17 protein-coding genes are annotated in these 16,746 nt (G+C 40.4%); 8 read left to right on the top strand and 9 right to left on the bottom strand.

Annotation, left to right across the window (positions count from 1 at the left end; translation table 11 throughout):
- The first annotated feature begins 173 nt into the window (after positions 1 to 173).
- The 3 genes from WNY98_RS06810 to WNY98_RS06800 are packed head-to-tail and all read left to right on the top strand — an operon-like array spanning position 174 to position 3,207.
- Positions 174 to 863 (top strand): response regulator, encoded by a 690-nt coding sequence (locus WNY98_RS06810; protein ID WP_024600142.1) that lies wholly within the window; start codon positions 174 to 176, stop codon positions 861 to 863.
- Positions 841 to 2,256 carry an ATP-binding protein gene (locus WNY98_RS06805; RefSeq protein WP_342877466.1) on the top strand — a complete coding sequence of 472 codons (1,416 nt, stop codon included), beginning with the start codon at positions 841 to 843 and terminating at the stop codon, positions 2,254 to 2,256. Before WNY98_RS06810 ends, WNY98_RS06805 begins: the two co-directional genes overlap by 23 nt.
- Before the next feature lie 3 nt (positions 2,257 to 2,259).
- Entirely contained in the window at positions 2,260 to 3,207 is a 948-nt protein-coding gene (locus WNY98_RS06800; protein ID WP_342877465.1) for an alpha/beta fold hydrolase, read from the top strand.
- Here WNY98_RS06800 and WNY98_RS06795 read toward each other — a convergent pair.
- On the bottom strand, positions 3,167 to 4,033 hold the full coding sequence (locus WNY98_RS06795; protein ID WP_165735523.1) for a cation diffusion facilitator family transporter: 867 nt from the start codon (positions 4,031 to 4,033) through the stop codon (positions 3,167 to 3,169). The genes WNY98_RS06800 and WNY98_RS06795 overlap by 41 nt on opposite strands.
- A gap of 160 nt (positions 4,034 to 4,193) precedes the next feature.
- On the opposite strand from WNY98_RS06795, the gene trmL reads away from it, so the two are divergent.
- Positions 4,194 to 4,658 carry a tRNA (uridine(34)/cytosine(34)/5-carboxymethylaminomethyluridine(34)-2'-O)-methyltransferase TrmL gene (gene trmL / locus WNY98_RS06790; protein ID WP_024600144.1) on the top strand — a complete coding sequence of 155 codons (465 nt, stop codon included), beginning with the start codon at positions 4,194 to 4,196 and terminating at the stop codon, positions 4,656 to 4,658.
- Positions 4,659 to 4,727: 69 nt separating this feature from the next.
- Here trmL and gpsA read toward each other — a convergent pair whose 3' ends face one another.
- The 4 genes from gpsA to WNY98_RS06770 are packed head-to-tail and all read right to left on the bottom strand — an operon-like array spanning position 4,728 to position 6,979.
- On the bottom strand, positions 4,728 to 5,735 hold the full coding sequence (gpsA, locus tag WNY98_RS06785; RefSeq protein ID WP_024600145.1) for an NAD(P)H-dependent glycerol-3-phosphate dehydrogenase: 1,008 nt from the start codon (positions 5,733 to 5,735) through the stop codon (positions 4,728 to 4,730).
- Between the two features lie 3 nt (positions 5,736 to 5,738).
- Positions 5,739 to 6,224, bottom strand: a complete 486-nt coding sequence (gene secB, locus WNY98_RS06780) for a protein-export chaperone SecB (protein WP_024604566.1) — start codon at positions 6,222 to 6,224, stop codon at positions 5,739 to 5,741.
- 34 nt (positions 6,225 to 6,258) lie between these two features.
- Positions 6,259 to 6,516: a glutaredoxin 3 gene (grxC, locus tag WNY98_RS06775; RefSeq protein WP_024600147.1), complete on the bottom strand. Its 258-nt coding sequence runs from the start codon at positions 6,514 to 6,516 to the stop codon at positions 6,259 to 6,261.
- A 31-nt stretch (positions 6,517 to 6,547) separates the two neighbouring features.
- Positions 6,548 to 6,979, bottom strand: coding sequence for a rhodanese-like domain-containing protein (locus tag WNY98_RS06770; RefSeq protein ID WP_002957784.1), 432 nt, complete (start codon positions 6,977 to 6,979; stop codon positions 6,548 to 6,550).
- A 546-nt stretch (positions 6,980 to 7,525) separates the two neighbouring features.
- Here WNY98_RS06770 and gpmM point away from each other — a divergent pair.
- Genes gpmM through WNY98_RS06750 form a run of 4 tightly spaced genes read left to right on the top strand, consistent with a single transcriptional unit; the run spans position 7,526 to position 12,325 of the window.
- Positions 7,526 to 9,070, top strand: a complete 1,545-nt coding sequence (gpmM, locus tag WNY98_RS06765) for a 2,3-bisphosphoglycerate-independent phosphoglycerate mutase (protein ID WP_342877464.1) — start codon at positions 7,526 to 7,528, stop codon at positions 9,068 to 9,070.
- Positions 9,071 to 9,073: 3 nt separating this feature from the next.
- Positions 9,074 to 10,213, top strand: a complete 1,140-nt coding sequence (locus WNY98_RS06760) for a peptidoglycan DD-metalloendopeptidase family protein (RefSeq protein WP_024600149.1) — start codon at positions 9,074 to 9,076, stop codon at positions 10,211 to 10,213.
- 34 nt (positions 10,214 to 10,247) lie between these two features.
- Positions 10,248 to 11,513 (top strand): S41 family peptidase, encoded by a 1,266-nt coding sequence (locus tag WNY98_RS06755; protein WP_342877463.1) that lies wholly within the window; start codon positions 10,248 to 10,250, stop codon positions 11,511 to 11,513.
- Between the two features lie 50 nt (positions 11,514 to 11,563).
- Positions 11,564 to 12,325: a divergent polysaccharide deacetylase family protein gene (locus tag WNY98_RS06750; protein WP_143475935.1), complete on the top strand. Its 762-nt coding sequence runs from the start codon at positions 11,564 to 11,566 to the stop codon at positions 12,323 to 12,325.
- Positions 12,326 to 12,483: 158 nt separating this feature from the next.
- On the opposite strand, the gene rpoH is transcribed toward WNY98_RS06750, so the two are convergent.
- The 4 genes from rpoH to ftsY form a co-directional block, all read right to left on the bottom strand.
- Entirely contained in the window at positions 12,484 to 13,347 is an 864-nt protein-coding gene (gene rpoH, locus WNY98_RS06745; protein ID WP_024600152.1) for an RNA polymerase sigma factor RpoH, read from the bottom strand.
- 295 nt (positions 13,348 to 13,642) lie between these two features.
- The gene (ftsX, locus tag WNY98_RS06740; RefSeq protein ID WP_007582840.1) at positions 13,643 to 14,629 is read right to left on the bottom strand and encodes a permease-like cell division protein FtsX; all 987 of its coding nucleotides are present in this window, start codon (positions 14,627 to 14,629) and stop codon (positions 13,643 to 13,645) included.
- Complete coding sequence (ftsE, locus tag WNY98_RS06735) at positions 14,626 to 15,303, bottom strand: cell division ATP-binding protein FtsE (protein ID WP_007582842.1); 678 nt, start codon at positions 15,301 to 15,303, stop codon at positions 14,626 to 14,628. The genes ftsX and ftsE overlap by 4 nt, the downstream gene beginning before the upstream one ends.
- A gap of 87 nt (positions 15,304 to 15,390) precedes the next feature.
- A partial coding sequence (gene ftsY / locus WNY98_RS06730; RefSeq protein WP_342877462.1) for a signal recognition particle-docking protein FtsY occupies positions 15,391 to 16,746 on the bottom strand: 1,356 nt, incomplete at its 5' end.

Genomic DNA, 16,746 nt, shown 5'->3' with positions numbered 1-16,746 from the left:
ATTACCTTAATATTGAATTGGTTGGTTGAGCGATTGTGGCTGCTAAGCCAGTGAGTTAACTATACCCAACTCAACGCAAAGTAACGCAAAGCAGTGTAAAGGTTGTGTAAAGATTCACCTTTGCACTATTTAGCGGGTAAAATAACGCTATAAACAACTCTAAGGGTTTGTAAATGAAACTATTAATGATTGATGACGATACGGGCCTTTGTGAGCTATTAAGTGAATATTTAACTGCTCAAGGCTTTGAAATACAAAGCGTACACGACGGTGAGCAGGGCCTTAAACTAGCACAAGCAAACGACTACGCACTTATACTGCTTGATGTAATGCTACCAACGCTTGATGGTTTTGAAGTACTCAAACAGCTTAGGCAAACAAAGCTCACCCCTGTAATAATGCTTACTGCAAAAGGTGAAGACTTTGACCGTATTTTTGGTTTAGAGCTAGGCGCTGACGATTATATTCCAAAGCCTTTTAATCATCGTGAATTACTAGCCCGCGTAAAAGCGATAACACGCCGTATAGAGCACATTAATAGCTTAAATGCGGCTACAACGAGTAAGTTACTCGTTAATGGTATTACTGTTAACCTTGCAGCGCGAGAGGCCTCAATAGACAGCTCTACACTAACCCTTACCGGTACAGAGTACGAAATACTCACGCTATTGTGTAAAAATGCAGGCGAAGTTGTTAGTAAAGAGCAAATTAGCGAAGAAGTGCTAGGCAGGCGTTTAGCTTCTTTTGATCGCTCTATTGATATGCATGTAAGTAATATCCGTAAAAAAATTGCGGAGCATATTCCAGGCGAGCGAATTAAAACAATGCGAGGTACAGGTTATGTCTTTATCCAAGGCGAATAAAAGTACTTACTTTGCTTGGTTAAAGCACCCTGGGCACTACCTATTTTTTAAAATATTTATTTGGTTTTGGTTAACTATAATCGGCACCGTAGCAGCGCTTGTATTTTTAAGTAATATTACCGCTATTAATGCGGTATCTAACGAGCCACTTTATGGGCCGATGAAAAAAAACCTGATATATACCGCTAAAAGCATTGAGCGATCTGCTGTTAAACATAAGCGCACCCTAAGCGAAGTATTAGTTCACCCTCGCCTATCAAAGCGTAAACTTTTATATTTAAGCGCAGCACAATCCGATGACTCACTTAGTAACAAAGAAGTGCCAGAGAGCATCGACTTAAGTTTATTAAACTTTACTCAAAACATGTCACCGCAAATTATTTTCACTGAAAAATACCAAGCCTTCGGCCCTGTTAATATAAAAGTGCCTGAAGGGAGTTTTTATCTTTATGAAATAGATATTAACCATCAACCGCCGCTAATAATGCGCTTTAAGCTAATGCCTAATTGGATGAAAATAGTCATCGCAATTGTTGCATCTCTCATTTTAAGTTTTGTATTTAGCCGTAATTTAATAGCCCCTATAAATAGCCTTAAAAAAGCAGCAATTAAATTATCTGCGGGTAACTTAAGTGCAAGGGCCGATATTTCTGTAAACCGTAAAGATGAACTCGGAATACTTGGGCGAGATTTTAACAGTATGGCTAATCAGTTAGAGCTTTTAATTAGCTCACAAAAACGCTTGTTAGCCGACATATCACATGAGTTACGATCGCCTCTTACACGTTTAAAAATGGCTACCGGACTTGCACAAATGCAAGCTAACGACGCTAGCCAATCGTATTTATTACGCATAGAAAAAGAAGCAAACCAGCTCGATAAAATGATTGCAGACGTGCTGCAAGTTTCTCGCTTAGAAGCAAAAAGCCAAGCGCTTTCACTGCAAAAACAATCATTACAAATAATTGTAGATCACGTTATTAACGATGCGCAGTTTGAAGCAAAACAAAATAATAAGCAGCTAGATATAATGGGCGCTGTAGACGTAAATATTAATTGCGACGAAGGCCTTATTGCCAGCGCACTTGAAAACTTACTACGCAACGCTATCAAATACGCAAATAATACAATTAGCATTACTCTAAAGCATGCTGATGCCATTTATATAGAAATATGTGATGATGGCTCTGGTGTGCCAAATGAGCAACTGGGCAAGCTTTGCGAGCCCTTTTTTAGGCAATCAGATGCGCGCGACCGCGTAAGTGGTGGCACGGGTTTAGGTCTCGCGATTGCTAAAAATGCTATTACTGCGCATGGCGGCAGTTTAGTATTATCAAATAAAGAACAAGGTGGCTTGTGTGCTAATATAACCTTGCCATTAATAAAAGAGTAAAGCATGTTTTATAGTAGTGAGCGTGAGCTTAAAAGTAATCAAATAACAATTAATAACTTTTATAAAAACACGCTAATTAAAGCTTATTTAGATACGCCTAACGGGCAATTATTTTATGCTTATGCCATACCTGATAAAGCTAAAACTGCCATTGTAATAAGCTCGGGACGCCTTGAAGGGTTAGATAAATATAAAGAGCTGTTATGGGAGCTTTATAATAATAATTTTGCCATATTCATAGTCGACCACCAAGGACAAGGCCGCTCTTATCGCCACCTACTAAATAAGCACAAAGGCCATGTTAATGAATTTAAAGATTACAGTGCCGACCTAAACTTATTTAATACACAAATTGTCGATACTTATTGGCCGGGCAAAAAAATATTAGTGAGTCATTCAATGGGCGGCGCTATTGCTTTTGATTACCTTGCGCATTTTGAACACAATTTTAGTGGCGCGTTTTTATCAGCGCCTATGCTTGATATTTACACAAAAAACACACCAAAACCTTTAGCTAAATTAATAGCAAGTACCGCGACCCTTTTGGGTCAAAAAGACAACTACGCACTAGGTCAAACCGATTACATACCCGATGAGTTTGCTACAAATGTATTAACCAGCAGCTCAGTGCGTTACGAGCTATTTAGGCAAACATATCAAGAAGAGCCATTACTACAGCTCGGCGGTGTTACTTACGGCTGGCTAAATGCAACGTTTGCATTTATAACTTCGGTTGATAACTTGAGCGTGACTATTCCACTTTATATTGCCAGTGCGCAAAACGACGAAGTGGTTGATAACAATGCCCAATACAAATTAGCAAACAGACATGCAAATACAGTACTTAAAAGCTTTGAAGGCGCTAAACACGAGCTGTTTTTTGAACGTGATGAAATACGCCAGCCATTGCTTAAGAGCTTGTATCAGTTTTGTGAGTCGGTGACGGCTTAACAAGTACCGACAAAGGGTCGAGGTGGATCAGTATATCTACCTCAGACTCAAAGCGTTCGCTAAGCATTGCCTCTACTTCATCAGCCACATTGTGCGCGCGAATCAAACTTAAATGGTCATCAAGCTCTAAGTGCATTTGGATAAACTTAACTTTCCCGCCTTGGCGCGTACGAATATCATGCACACCATGTACATCTGCATGGGCTCTGGCTATATCAAATATGCTTTGCTTTTCATCGTCCGGCAGCTCTTTATCCATTAAATGATCGGCACTATCGCGAGCAATATCCCAGCTGTTATAAAGTAAGTAACCGGCAACACCTATCGCAAAAACAGGATCGGCATACAACACACCATAATAAGCTAACAAAATAGCTAATAGCACAGCGGCATTTAATATTAAATCACCTTTGTAATGTACTGAGTCGGCTTTTATAGCAATTGAATCGGTATACTTAACCACCTTGTTTTGTACAAATACAATGACGAGCGTACACGCAATAGCAAAAATACTTACCCACACACCTAATAAAGAATGGCTTAACTGTATAGGGTTAAATAACCGCTCAATACCATGAAAAGCAAGTAGGCAACCTGAGCCCGCAATAAACGCGGCTTGCCCAAGTCCAGCAAGTGCTTCAGCTTTACCGTGCCCAAACCTATGGTCATCATCTGCTGGGCGCAGTGCGTAGCCTAACACCAAAAAACTCATGGCGGTGGCTGTAATATCCATTAACGAATCAGTTAACGAGCCAAGCATTGAGGCCGAGCCCGAAGCAAGCCACGCCCATGTTTTTGCGCCAATCATTAAACTAACCATTACCATGGTAACAATGCTGGAAGTTTTAACCCAAAATTCGTAGCTACGGTTATGCACGTTTTAATCCGATAATTAGGAGTATTCAATAGTGTGAGTATATCATTTTTTTGAAGGGTTTCGTGTATACTGAAAATCGTTAAACTACAGATTATTTAAAAGGCTCACTATGCTGGATATTGTTTTATACCAACCTGAAATACCGCCTAACACTGGTAATATTATTCGCCTATGTGCCAATACCGGCTATGCACTGCATTTAATTGAGCCGTTAGGTTTTGAATGGGACGACAAACGAGTAAAGCGTGCGGGCCTTGATTACCACGAATTTAGCCATGTTCAACGCCATGCTTCTTTTGAAGATTATCTTGAGAAGTGCAAGCCTAAAAAAGTATATGCATGTACAACCAAAGGTAGCCAATTCCATCATGAAGCTAACTACGAAGCCGGCGACTGCTTAGTATTTGGACCTGAAACCCGCGGCTTACCTGATGATATGATCCAAGCATTACCAAAAGAGCAGCGTGTGCGTATTCCTATGCAAGCCAATAGCCGCAGCATGAACTTATCAAACGCAGTAGCCGTGTTTGTTTACGAGTCGTGGCGCCAGTTGGGTTTTCCTAACGCGCAATAAACACCTTGTACCAAACAACAAAAAACCGACATAACGTCGGTTTTTTAGTTTTAGTATATTTGTATAAGTTTATTCAGAACGCTGCTCTCGGCCTAATAGCGCCATTGCAGCTTCTTTCATATCTTTATTTTCATAAAGTACTTTATAAATTTGCTCGGTAATCGGCATTTCAACACCGCTACGTTGCGCTAATAAATACACTTCTTTGGTGTTTCTAAAGCCTTCAACTACTTGACCAATTGACTCAATAGCAGCATCGACGCTTTCGCCTTTACCCAGTGCTAAACCAAATCGACGATTACGTGATTGGTTATCTGTACACGTTAGTATTAAATCGCCAAGGCCAGCCATTCCCATGAAGGTTTCTGGCTTAGCACCAAGAGCGCAACCTAAACGAGTAAGCTCTGCAAGGCCTCGGGTTATAAGCGCGGTACGCGCATTAGCGCCAAAACCAACACCGTCCGAAATACCGGCACCAATGGCAATTACATTCTTAACCGCACCACCGAGCTGTATACCAATAAAATCATCATTGTTATACACACGGAATGAGCGACCACAATGAAGTAAATCAGCGAGCTGCTGAGCAAATTCAGGCGACGTAGAAGACACAGAAATAGCTGTAGGTGAACCCATCGCCATTTCTTTTGCAAACGTAGGACCCGAAAGAACCGCAAGCGGAATATCGTCACCTAACTCTTGTAAAGCCACTTCTTGTAATAAACGGCCTGTATTAGGCTCAAGGCCTTTTGTGGCCCAAGCAACTTTAGCGCCTTCTTGCAGTGCAGGTTTTATCTGGGCAAGTGTGTCGCCAAAAGCATGACTTGGCACAACAACAAGTACAATAGCGCTGCTAGCAACGGCATGTTGTAAGTTAGCGTCAAGAGTCAGAGTGTCTGGGAAAGGAGCATCAGGTAAGTAACGTTGATTTTTCCGCTCAGCTGCAAGCGTGGCAACGTCGTCGCTATTTCGTCCCCAAAGTGTCACGTTGTGACCATTTCGGGCTAAACAAATAGCAAGGGCGGTGCCGTAAGACCCCGCCCCTAATACAGTAACAGCTGTAGTTGCTGTACTCATAGGTTATGCGTCTGCTGTAACCTGGTCAGCTTGCGCAGTACGTTGTTGCATGTATTGTGCAAACAATGCGTCAAAATTAACTGGCGCAAGGTTAAGCTGTGGGAAAGTACCACGGTTAACAAGGTTTGAAACAGCTTCGCGTGCATATGGGAACAACACGTTAGGACAAAATGCACCAAGCATATGTGCAAGCTGCACTTCTTCAACTTCAGCAATAGTAAAAATACCCGCTTGTTGAATTTCACATAAGAACGCAGTTTCTTCACCAATAGACGCAGTTACTGTTAGCGCTAAAACAACTTCAAATACACCTTCGTCCAGCTTGTTTGAACGTGTATCTAGGTCTAGCTTAACTTCTGGCGTCCACTCTTTTTGAAAAATGGCCGGAGAATTTGGCGTTTCAAACGATACATCTTTAGTGTAAATACGTTGAATAGTAAATTGTGCGCCAGCTTCTGCAGCGGCTACGTTTTGATTTTCTTCGTTCATTGTTATTCCTAACTTGTTCGTTATTATAATTAAATTAAGCGTTTAGCTTAGCGTCAAGTTTACCTTGCGCTTCAATAGCCATCATGTCGTCGCAGCCACCGATATGTTCATCATTAATAAAAATTTGCGGTACTGTGCTTGCGCCACCGGCTTTAGCAATCATTTCAGCGCGTAGTTCAGGCTGTACACCAATATCATAATTAGTGTATTCAACGCCTTTGCTATTTAAAAGCGAAAGAGCACGCTGACAAAATGGACAATACGCCTTGGTGTATAAAACAACATTACTCATAATAAATCCTCTATCGGCCTAGCTAAACTGATTAGCGACCTGTTGTAGTTGGTAAGCTGGCAGATTGCCACGCACCCATGCCACCTGCTAATAAGTAAACTCGTTCAAAACCAGCTTTACTCATAGCGGCTGCAGTACCTTGGGCAGTCATACCTGTAGTACATACAACTATAATGGGTTTAGTCTTGTACTTTTCAAGGCTTGAAAAGTCAGATTTTTTCGCATTCTCTGGGCTCAAATGCTCAGCACCAGAAATACGCCCTGCATTAAACTCTTTTTGCGCACGTATATCGATTACTTGACCGTCATCACGGTTAATAAGTAACGTAAGCTGCTGAGGATTTATTTGACGAACAGCTGAAAGCTTACTCTTTATCCAGCCACTAACAATAAGGAAAACAATACCAACCCAAGCAAGGCTTAAAATGGGATGATTTGTAATAAATTCAATATATTGATCCATTCTACTTCCACTATGAAATTATGTTTTAAACCTAGGGCGTGTTGGCCTTTGTGGATTGAAATTCGTTCAATCTAGGGGCGATTAAATCGCGGCGCGAGATTTGTAACCTAGTGGGCTAAGTAAAAACCGAGCAACAAAGAGGTAATAGTCCCTAGAAAGAACCCAACGGGCAGCGTATGTTTGGTATTTATGCTACGTTATCGCCTATTTATGGGGAGTAACCACACTTCATAGGCTCTGCCTTGCCTAAAAACCAAACATACTGCTGCAAATTCAACCACCAAAGCGCAACACGCCCTAATATTTTAAGGATTTTGTACTTTAGCCACGCAAGTATACCCAAACCAACCTAAAATGCGAGTTTAGGAGCACTTAGAGACGTTTAAAAAACGATAAAGCCCCCCATATATAGTAGTAAGTGAAAAAATTTAATATCTTGTTTTCAATGCTGATCCTAGCTTAAAAACACGGTATGCTAAAACCACGCTAATAAACCTTTTTAGGTGCACAGTATCCATCAACAGATACTAATTTTCAGGAGCTATTATGACAGAGCATAAAAAACCACTGGTATTAATGATTTTAGACGGTTGGGGACACCGCGAAGATACGCAAAGTAACGCCATTCTTGCAGCTAACACACCGGTATTAGACAATTTATGGGCCACTCGCCCACACACATTAATATCAGCTTCGGGTTTAGATGTAGGTCTTCCTGATGGTCAAATGGGTAACTCAGAAGTTGGCCATGTAAATTTAGGTGCTGGTCGCATTGTTTATCAAGATTTCACCCGTATCACAAAAGCTATTAACGATGGCGAATTTGATTCAACACCAGCCTTAGTTGAAAATATAGATAAAGCCGTAAAAGCAGGTAAAGCAGTCCACATAATGGGTCTTTTAAGCCCAGGTGGCGTACATAGCCATGAAGACCATATAGTTGCTAGCATAAAACTTGCTGCAAAACGTGGCGCTAAAGAAGTTTACTTTCACGGCTTTTTAGATGGCCGCGATACACCTCCACGTAGTGCTAAAGCGTCAATCGAACGTATTGAAAAGTTATTTAGCGAACTTAAATGCGGTCGTTTAGCGTCACTTGTTGGCCGTTACTACGCAATGGACAGAGACAATCGTTGGAACCGCGTAGAAAAAGCTTACAACGTAATTGCATTAGCTGAAGGTGACTTTAATTTTGATAACGGCGTAGAGGCACTTAACGCAGCGTACGAGCGCGACGAAAACGACGAGTTTGTTGCCGCTACAACTATTACACCAACAGGCGCCGCTCCTGCTTCAATAAACGATGGCGACACGCTAATTTTTGCCAACTTTAGAGCAGACAGAGCCCGCGAAATTACGCGCGCTTTTGTTGAGCCCGATTTTGAAGGATTCGCAAGAAAAAGAACGCCAGAGCTTAGCGCATTTGTAATGATGACGGAATACGCAGCTGATATAGATGCACCTATTGCCTTTGGTTCAACACCGTTAGTAAACGTACTTGGTGAGTGGTTTGAAAAAAATAACAAAACACAGCTTCGCATTTCAGAAACCGAAAAATACGCACACGTTACGTTTTTCTTTAGTGGTGGACGTGAAAGTGAATTTAAAGGTGAAACACGCGAGCTAATTCCTTCGCCGCAGGTAGCAACCTACGACCTACAGCCTGAAATGAACTCAGAAATGCTAACCGACAAGCTAGTAGCAGCAATTAAAAGCGGTAAATACGATGCTATTATTTGTAACTACCCTAACGGTGATATGGTTGGTCATTCAGGTGTATTTGAAGCTGCTGTTAAAGCTTGTGAAGCTGTAGATAGCTGTATCGGACGTGTTGTTGATGCACTTGAAGAGTTTGGTGGAGAAGCACTAATAACAGCTGATCATGGTAATGCCGAGCAAATGGCTGATCTTAAAACAGGCCAAGCGCATACTGCCCACACTAGTGAACCTGTACATTTTATTTATGTTGGTCGCGATGCAGAGCCTATGCAAGGTAAGGCATTAAGCGATGTAGCCCCTACAATGCTTCACTTAATGGGCATGGAGCAACCAAGCGAAATGACTGGTACGCCTATCATGATGTTGAAATAACACATGAATAGACGTATTAACCGGTTAATTAAGTGCGGTTTAATACTAACTTCATTAGTGACTGCATCTGCAGTTGCTAATGAAGATCGTACTAAAAAAGACTTATCAGAAGTTCAAAATGCACTTGAGCAAAGCCAGGCTGAATATAACGCGCAAAGAAAAAAAATAGCGTCACTACAAAAAAACCTCAAAAGCCATGAACTCGATATAGCTAAAAATGCTAAAGCACTTAACATGGCAGAGCAATCAGTAAAAGAAACTAAAACACAGCAAAAAGAGTTGCAAAATAAAGCCGATGAGCTCGATAAAAAGCATGCTCAATTTCAGAAAGTTTTAGCCGCGCAGCTCAAAAGTGCCTATATGGCCGGTGGCGACGATTACTCTAAAATGTTATTAAATCAAGAAGACACTGCAAAATTTGAGCGCACACTAAGTTATTACAACTACTTAAATAAAGCTCGTATTGAACAAATTGAAGATCTAAAAGATCTTCAACAGCAAATAGTACAAAACCAAAAAGAGCTTGTTAAAACACAAGAAAAACTAGAACTTTTATTTGATGAGCAAAAAAGACGCCAAACCGCTTTAGTTAATGCACAAAGTGAACGCCAAGCAAATCTTAAAAACTTACAAGCTCAGCTCAACAGCACTAAAAGCTCAATAAATTATTTAAAAGAAAACCAGCAAACTTTGGTAGCAACGATAGAAGAGCTCGAAAAAGAAAAAACACAAAAAATTGAATTACTGGGCCTAAATAAAAATAAAGGTAAATTAGACTGGCCGAGCAAAGGCAAGTTAGAGCACACTTTTGGCCAACGTAAACATGGTGGTATTGATTGGAAGGGTGTATTAATTGGTGCAAAAGAAGGCACTAATATTAATAGCGTACATAACGGCCAAGTTGTATTTGCCGATTGGCTAAAAGGCTATGGTTGGGTAATTGTTGTAGATCATGGTGAGGGCTTTATGAGCCTATATGGCCACGCTCAAACATTGCTAAGAGATGTAGGCGACATGGTACGCGAAGGAGAAACACTTGCTTTAGTTGGCCAAAGCGGCGGACAAGCTAGTTCTGGTCTATACTTTGAAATACGCCACAAAGGACGCGCAGTAAATCCTATCAAATGGTGCAAACGCATTTAATTAAATTAATCGCTGCACCGCTCTGGAGCAGCTGATGACAACTAAAAAAACTGTAGTAACTACCACTGTTCAAAAAAATACAGGCTTTTATATAAGTCTGTATTTACTCGTATTACTAACCTTAATTGCCTTTACTAGTGACACACTAGCAAGCTCGATTAAAGATCTTAAAAGACAACAAATAGACGAAATACTCTTTAACATTCATGCCTACTACGTTGAAGATCTCACCTTACAAAATAGCCACCACATTAAATATAATAACCAGCAATTTGAGCGTTTATATTCAAAGCTCGACTCTTACTCTAAGTACTTAAATGAGCACGAACTAACCTCATTATTTGATAACACAAATGGCCGCTACACAGGCATTGGTATTGAGGTTAAAAATATCGACGAGAATATGACTATTGTTAGTGTGGTTAATAACTCTCCCGCAAAAGCGGCGGGGATTTTACCAGACGATATTATTGTAAGTGTAAACAACCACGCAGTCCAAAATCGTACAATCGATGAAGTAGCAACACTAATAAGAGATAGTAAATTTTCAAATATAGACCTAATTATAAATCGTGATAACAATAAAAACCCACTCACGTTTCATGTAGCACGCCGCCAAATAAACCTCGAAAGCGTAACAAGCGAACTTCTAGATTTTGGTACTGGTTATATTGCTATCAATAATTTTTCTAACCACACATTGCATGAGGTTGCTCTGCAAGTTGCTGCCCTGCAAAGCCACTTTGGTTACCCACTTAAAGGCTTAGTGATTGATTTACGCGATAACCCTGGGGGTACATTACAAAGCGCTGTGGCGGTATCAGACCTATTTTTACAAAGTGGCACTATAGTGACAACTAAAGGACGTTTTTACGATGCCAACCAAGCATTTTATGCAAAGCGTGGAGACATTCTAAAAAATGCCCCCATTGTTGTACTTATAAACGAAAATTCAGCCTCTGCAGCCGAAATACTTGCAGCAGCACTCAAAGATAATAAACGAGCAACTGTTGTAGGCAGTCAATCTTTTGGGAAGGGTTCTGTACAATCGCTCATTCCACTAGGTGATGGCAACACTGCATTAAAGCTCACCACAGCTAAATATTTTACGCCATTAGGTAAATCGATTGATGGAATAGGAATAACCCCAGATGTGGCTGTTAATCAAACAAACCTTTCACAAAGTAATAAAGCCGTTATAATAAAAAATGAACACACTAACAGTAGCGCGCAATTACTTACTGGAAACTTAACCGATTTACAATTAGTTAAAGCAAAACAATTACTCAGCATGCAATAGCTTGTATAAGCTGTATAAACGAAGCTAAAAAGATAATAAAAACTATAAACGTGAAAATAATAAAATGGCTAATATTAGCTATTTGTTTTAGCTCAGCAACAATTAGCGCCAAACAAATAGCGATAGTGATAGACGATATAGGCTATCATCAACGGGACTTAGAGTTCCTTTCCTTACCAGGGCAATTGTCGTATTCAATTTTGCCTCATACCCCATATTCGCAAATTTTTGCAACGCTTGCCAGTCAATCAAATAAAGAGTTATTACTCCATGTGCCTATGCAGGCACTTAACGGTAAAGAACTCGGACCTGGCGCGCTTACTTTAAATATGAATAAAGAGCAGCTTCAGCAAACTCTTGGAACAGCTCTCGCTAGTTTACCGCAAGTTAAAGGCGTTAATAACCACATGGGCTCAGCGCTCACGCAAAAAAGCCAAGCTATGAAATGGACAATGGAAGTACTTAAAAAGCGCCATTTATATTTTTTAGATAGCCGTACAACCGACTTAAGCCAAGCACAAAATGCTGCTAACTTTTTAGGTGTTGCTAATATTAGTCGCCAAGTGTTCTTAGACAATATAACTACAGCAGAACAACTCCAGCTGAGGCTTGAAGAATTAAAGCAACTAGCCACCATACATAATTCCGCTATAGCAATTGCTCATCCCTATCCAGAAACAATCGAATTTTTACGCCATGCCTTACCCGAGCTAGCTAAGCAAGGTTTTGAGCTCGTGCCGGTTTCGCAGCTGGTTGAACGTAAATACATTCAGTTAGCGCAGGCTGAGGGAAAAGAGATTAGTGCTAGGTGATATAGCTTTCATACACTAATTACAAACTAACCATTCAATATGCATATTACTTGAAAGGATATTTTATCGTTGGGTTTCGCTTCGCACAAACCAACGCGAAAGCAAAAAGCCCTGCATTCTCATGCAGGGCTTTTTAAATTTTTCAGGTTGAACTGTGTTTAGCTCATAGCGCTTTGTAATTTTTTCATCGCTGTTTTTTCAAGTTGGCGAACACGTTCAGCAGATACACTGTACTTTTGTGCAAGCTCTTGAAGAGTCGCTTTATCATCCGACAACCAACGTGCGCTAACAATATCTTGTGAACGCTCGTCTAGTGTTTTAAGTGCACTAAATAAACGAGTATGCGCTTGCTCTTTCCACTGTTGTTGTTCAACGTCGTCAGCTAAATCAGCTGCACCATCTGTTAAATACTGTACTGGAGAGTAAGTGCTAGTTGGTGCGTCGTCGTTATCATCGCCAGTTAGGTCAAAGCCCATATCTTGGCCGCTCATGCGCGATTCCATTTCACGTACTTCTTTTTCACTCACACCTAGCTCGCTAGCAACGGTGCTTACCTCAGCTTGATTAAACCAACCTAAACGCTTTTTGTTTTTACGAAGATTGAAAAACAATTTACGTTGCGCTTTAGTGGTTGCAACTTTAACTATGCGCCAGTTTTTAAGCACAAACTCGTGAATCTCGGCTTTAATCCAATGCACTGCAAACGATACTAAACGTACACCCACTGTAGGATCGAAACGTTTAACCGCTTTCATCAGGCCTATATTACCTTCTTGAATAAGGTCAGCTTGTGGCAAGCCGTATCCCGAGTAGCTTTTAGCAATATGTGCTACAAAGCGTAAATGCGACATAATGAGTTGCTTGGCAGCACTAAGATCGCCTTCATCCTGAAGCCTTTTAGCAAGTTCTTGCTCTTGTTCAACTTTAAGCATAGGGATAGTGCTTACCGCTTGAAGGTAACCGTCCATGCTTGCGCTTTGTTGTCCGACTGTAAGTGCCATTGCGTATAAATCTTTACTCATTTTTCACCTCGGTGATAAACATTTGAAACTATCTTAGCACTCTTTCTTTAAGAGTGCTAACCCCAATTTAAAACTTTTTAAAAGTATAAATCAAGCAGTTTTTAGTATGGGTTTAGTCTACTACAAGCGACTGAATAAGTGATGAATTGAGGGATTGCAGCAGGTTAACCTCGCTGTATCACCTTATTTACAACTCATTACTTTATGGGAGGATAGTACACAAATATGACAGTTTTAATAACAGGAGGTACAACCCAGTCCGATACCATACGCACATCGAACTGAGTTGCTTCACTTATACTTTATCGGGTTCTATTTCTTTAATATATCGATTTACAGAAAGGTAAGAGCCTACAAATCCTAAGCTTGTTGCAAGTAACACTAAAAAGCCAAGCTCGTTAAGCGATAATCCAATTAACGAAAAGCTTGTTTGGTATACCCCTGCTACACTGCTCACAGCGCTTGAAAGCCACCACATCATTAGTCCTACGCATATAAAGGCAAACAAACCACCTATTACACCATACCAAATGCCCGTCCATAAAAATGGGGCATGTATAAAGGTGTTAGTTGCGCCAACTAGCTTCATGACTTGTATTTCTTCTTTTTTATCCATGATAGACAAACGAATAGTGTTACCAATAATAAGCGTCACTGAGGTAAGCAGTAATAATGCGATGGTTATTACGCTTTCTTTCAGTAAATCTAGTAATGCATTTAAACGCTCTAACCACGCTATATCGAGCTTACCAAAATCAACTTCACGTTCACTTTCTAATTTAGTTAACAGTACTTTAGCAGCATTTGGGTGTCTGTGACGTTTTGTTGGCGTAACCAGTACCACATCTGGTAATGGGTTCTTATCTAAATATTCTAAGGCCTGTCCAAATCCAGATACGTCTTTAAACTCAGTAAGTGCTTTTTGTTTTGAAATAAACTCAACACTTTCAACCTCTGGATATAACGCTAAGCGCTTTACTAATGTTTGCGTTTCTTGCTCGTTCATACTTTCTTTTACAAACAACGATATTTCACTCGCTTCTTCAAAACCACTACTTACTTGCTGTACGTTTTTAACGACAAGATAAAGTGTTGCAGGTAACGTTAGGCTCAAACCAAGTACAGCAATAGTCATCATAGACGCAAGCGGCGTACGCCACATTTCACCTAAGCTATGAACACCTTGGCGAAAAATATTAATAATGAAAAAATAACCGCCAGCTAATACTGATTTTTTTTGCTTGTCGTTACTATTTTGACGACTTTTAAAAAGTAAACTCATAGTGCTCCCTCAGCGAGCGGATCTTGAAGCATACGACCATCTTTTAAAGTTAGACTGCGGTACTTCATACGTGCAACCAAACCTAAGTCATGCGTAGCTATAAGAACAGTGGTGCCGTGTTTATTGAAGTCTTCAAACAGCTTTAGTATTTCCATTGAAAGCTCAGGATCAAGGTTACCTGTAGGTTCATCGGCTAACAAAATTGGTGGGGAGTTCACTATTGCTCTGGCAATACCAACACGTTGCTGCTCGCCTCCAGAGAGCATCGACGGATGACATTTTATTTTGTCTATCAGGCCTACTTTATCAAGCGCACCATGAACACGTTTAGCTATTTGCTTATGGTGAGTACCCTCAATAATAAGAGGCAGCGCCACGTTATCAAAAATAGTATAGCGCTCTAGTAAACGGTGGTTTTGAAAAATAATACCAATATCACGGCGAGCATAAGGAATTTGACGCGAGTTTACTTTATTTAAATCAACACCGTTGATAAATACACTGCCTGCCGATGGACGTTCCATTAAGCTAATTAACTTAAGCAACGTACTTTTACCCGCACCACTGTGACCGGTTAAAAAGGCAAGTTCACCCGGTTTAACATGAAAATTAACTTTTTCGAGGGCGCGGTGCCCTCCAGGATAAGTCTTACTTACTTGCTGAAAATTTATCATCTTTTTATTATGCCAATTCAATTAATTTACTAATAAAATTGGTATTCCTCGCAATTAAAAAGGGAGCAAGCTCCCTTTTTTGGTAAATTAAACGTCGTCCTCATCTTGGCTAAATAACGCATCAATAAAGTCATCGCTTTTAAAAGCGCGTAAATCATCAATACCTTCACCAACACCAATGTAACGAATTGGAATATTAAACTTATCTGCAACCGCAAAAATAACACCACCTTTTGCAGTTCCATCTAGTTTTGAAAGCGTAATACCAGTTAAACCAACGCATTGATTAAATAAGTTCACTTGGCTAATTGCATTTTGACCTGTACCAGCATCAATGGTTAGCATGACTTCGTGCGGCGCATCGGGATCAATTTTTTTCATTACGCGAGCTATTTTTTCAAGCTCTTGCATTAAGTTATCTTTATTTTGCAGGCGCCCTGCTGTATCAGCAATTAACACATCTATATTACGGGCTTTTGCAGCTTGGAATGCATCAAAGACAACCGACGCACTATCTGCACCTGTATGTTGGGCAATAACAGGAATGCTGTTACGTTCGCCCCAAACCTGAAGTTGCTCAACTGCAGCCGCTCTAAACGTATCACCAGCGGCCAGCATAACCGACTTACCTTCGTTTTGAAATTGCTTAGCCATCTTACCTATAGTCGTTGTTTTACCAACGCCATTTACACCCACCATTAAAATAACAAACGGCTTTTTATCTTCGGTAATTACTAAAGGCTGTTCAGCTGTTTTTAGCATCGCAGCCATTTCTTGTTTCATTAACTCATAAAGCGCATCACCATCTTTTAACTGCTTACGGTTCGCAGCATCAGTCAGGCTATCAATCAACTTCATGGTAGTGTCAACGCCTAAATCGGCGGTGAGCAGCTGCGTTTCAAGATCTTCAAATAATTCGTCATCTATTTTTTTACCACTAAAAATAGACGCAAAACCAGAACCTATATTAACGCGAGTTTTTAACAAGCCCTTTTTAAGACGAGAGAAAAACCCTTCTTTTTTCGGCTTTTCTGCTTTTTTAGCTTCTTCAATTGCAAGTTCTGCTGTGATACGTTCTTGTTCTAAACGCTCATTTTCTGCTTCTTCTGCAGTAATACGCTCTTGCTCTAAGCGTTCGTTTTCTGCTTGTTCAGCAGCAATACGCTCTTGCTCTAAACGTTCATTCTCTGCTTTTTCAGCAGTAATGCGCTCTTGCTCTAAACGCTCATTCTCTGCTTTTTCAGCAGCAATTCGTTCTTGTTCTAAACGTTCATTTTCTGCTTTTTCTAAAGCAATGCGCTCTTGCTCTAAACGCTCATTCTCTGCTTTTTCTAAAGCAATGCGCTCTTGCTCTAAACGTTCATTTTCTGCTTTTTCAGCAGCAATTCGTTCTTGTTCTAAACGTTCATTTTCTGCTTTTTCTAAAGCAATGCGCTCTTGCTC

It is taken from the genome of Pseudoalteromonas sp. AS71 (assembly GCF_038900275.1).
Lineage (GTDB): Bacteria > Pseudomonadota > Gammaproteobacteria > Enterobacterales > Alteromonadaceae > Pseudoalteromonas.
This window is presented reverse-complemented; position numbering and strand designations above follow the sequence as displayed.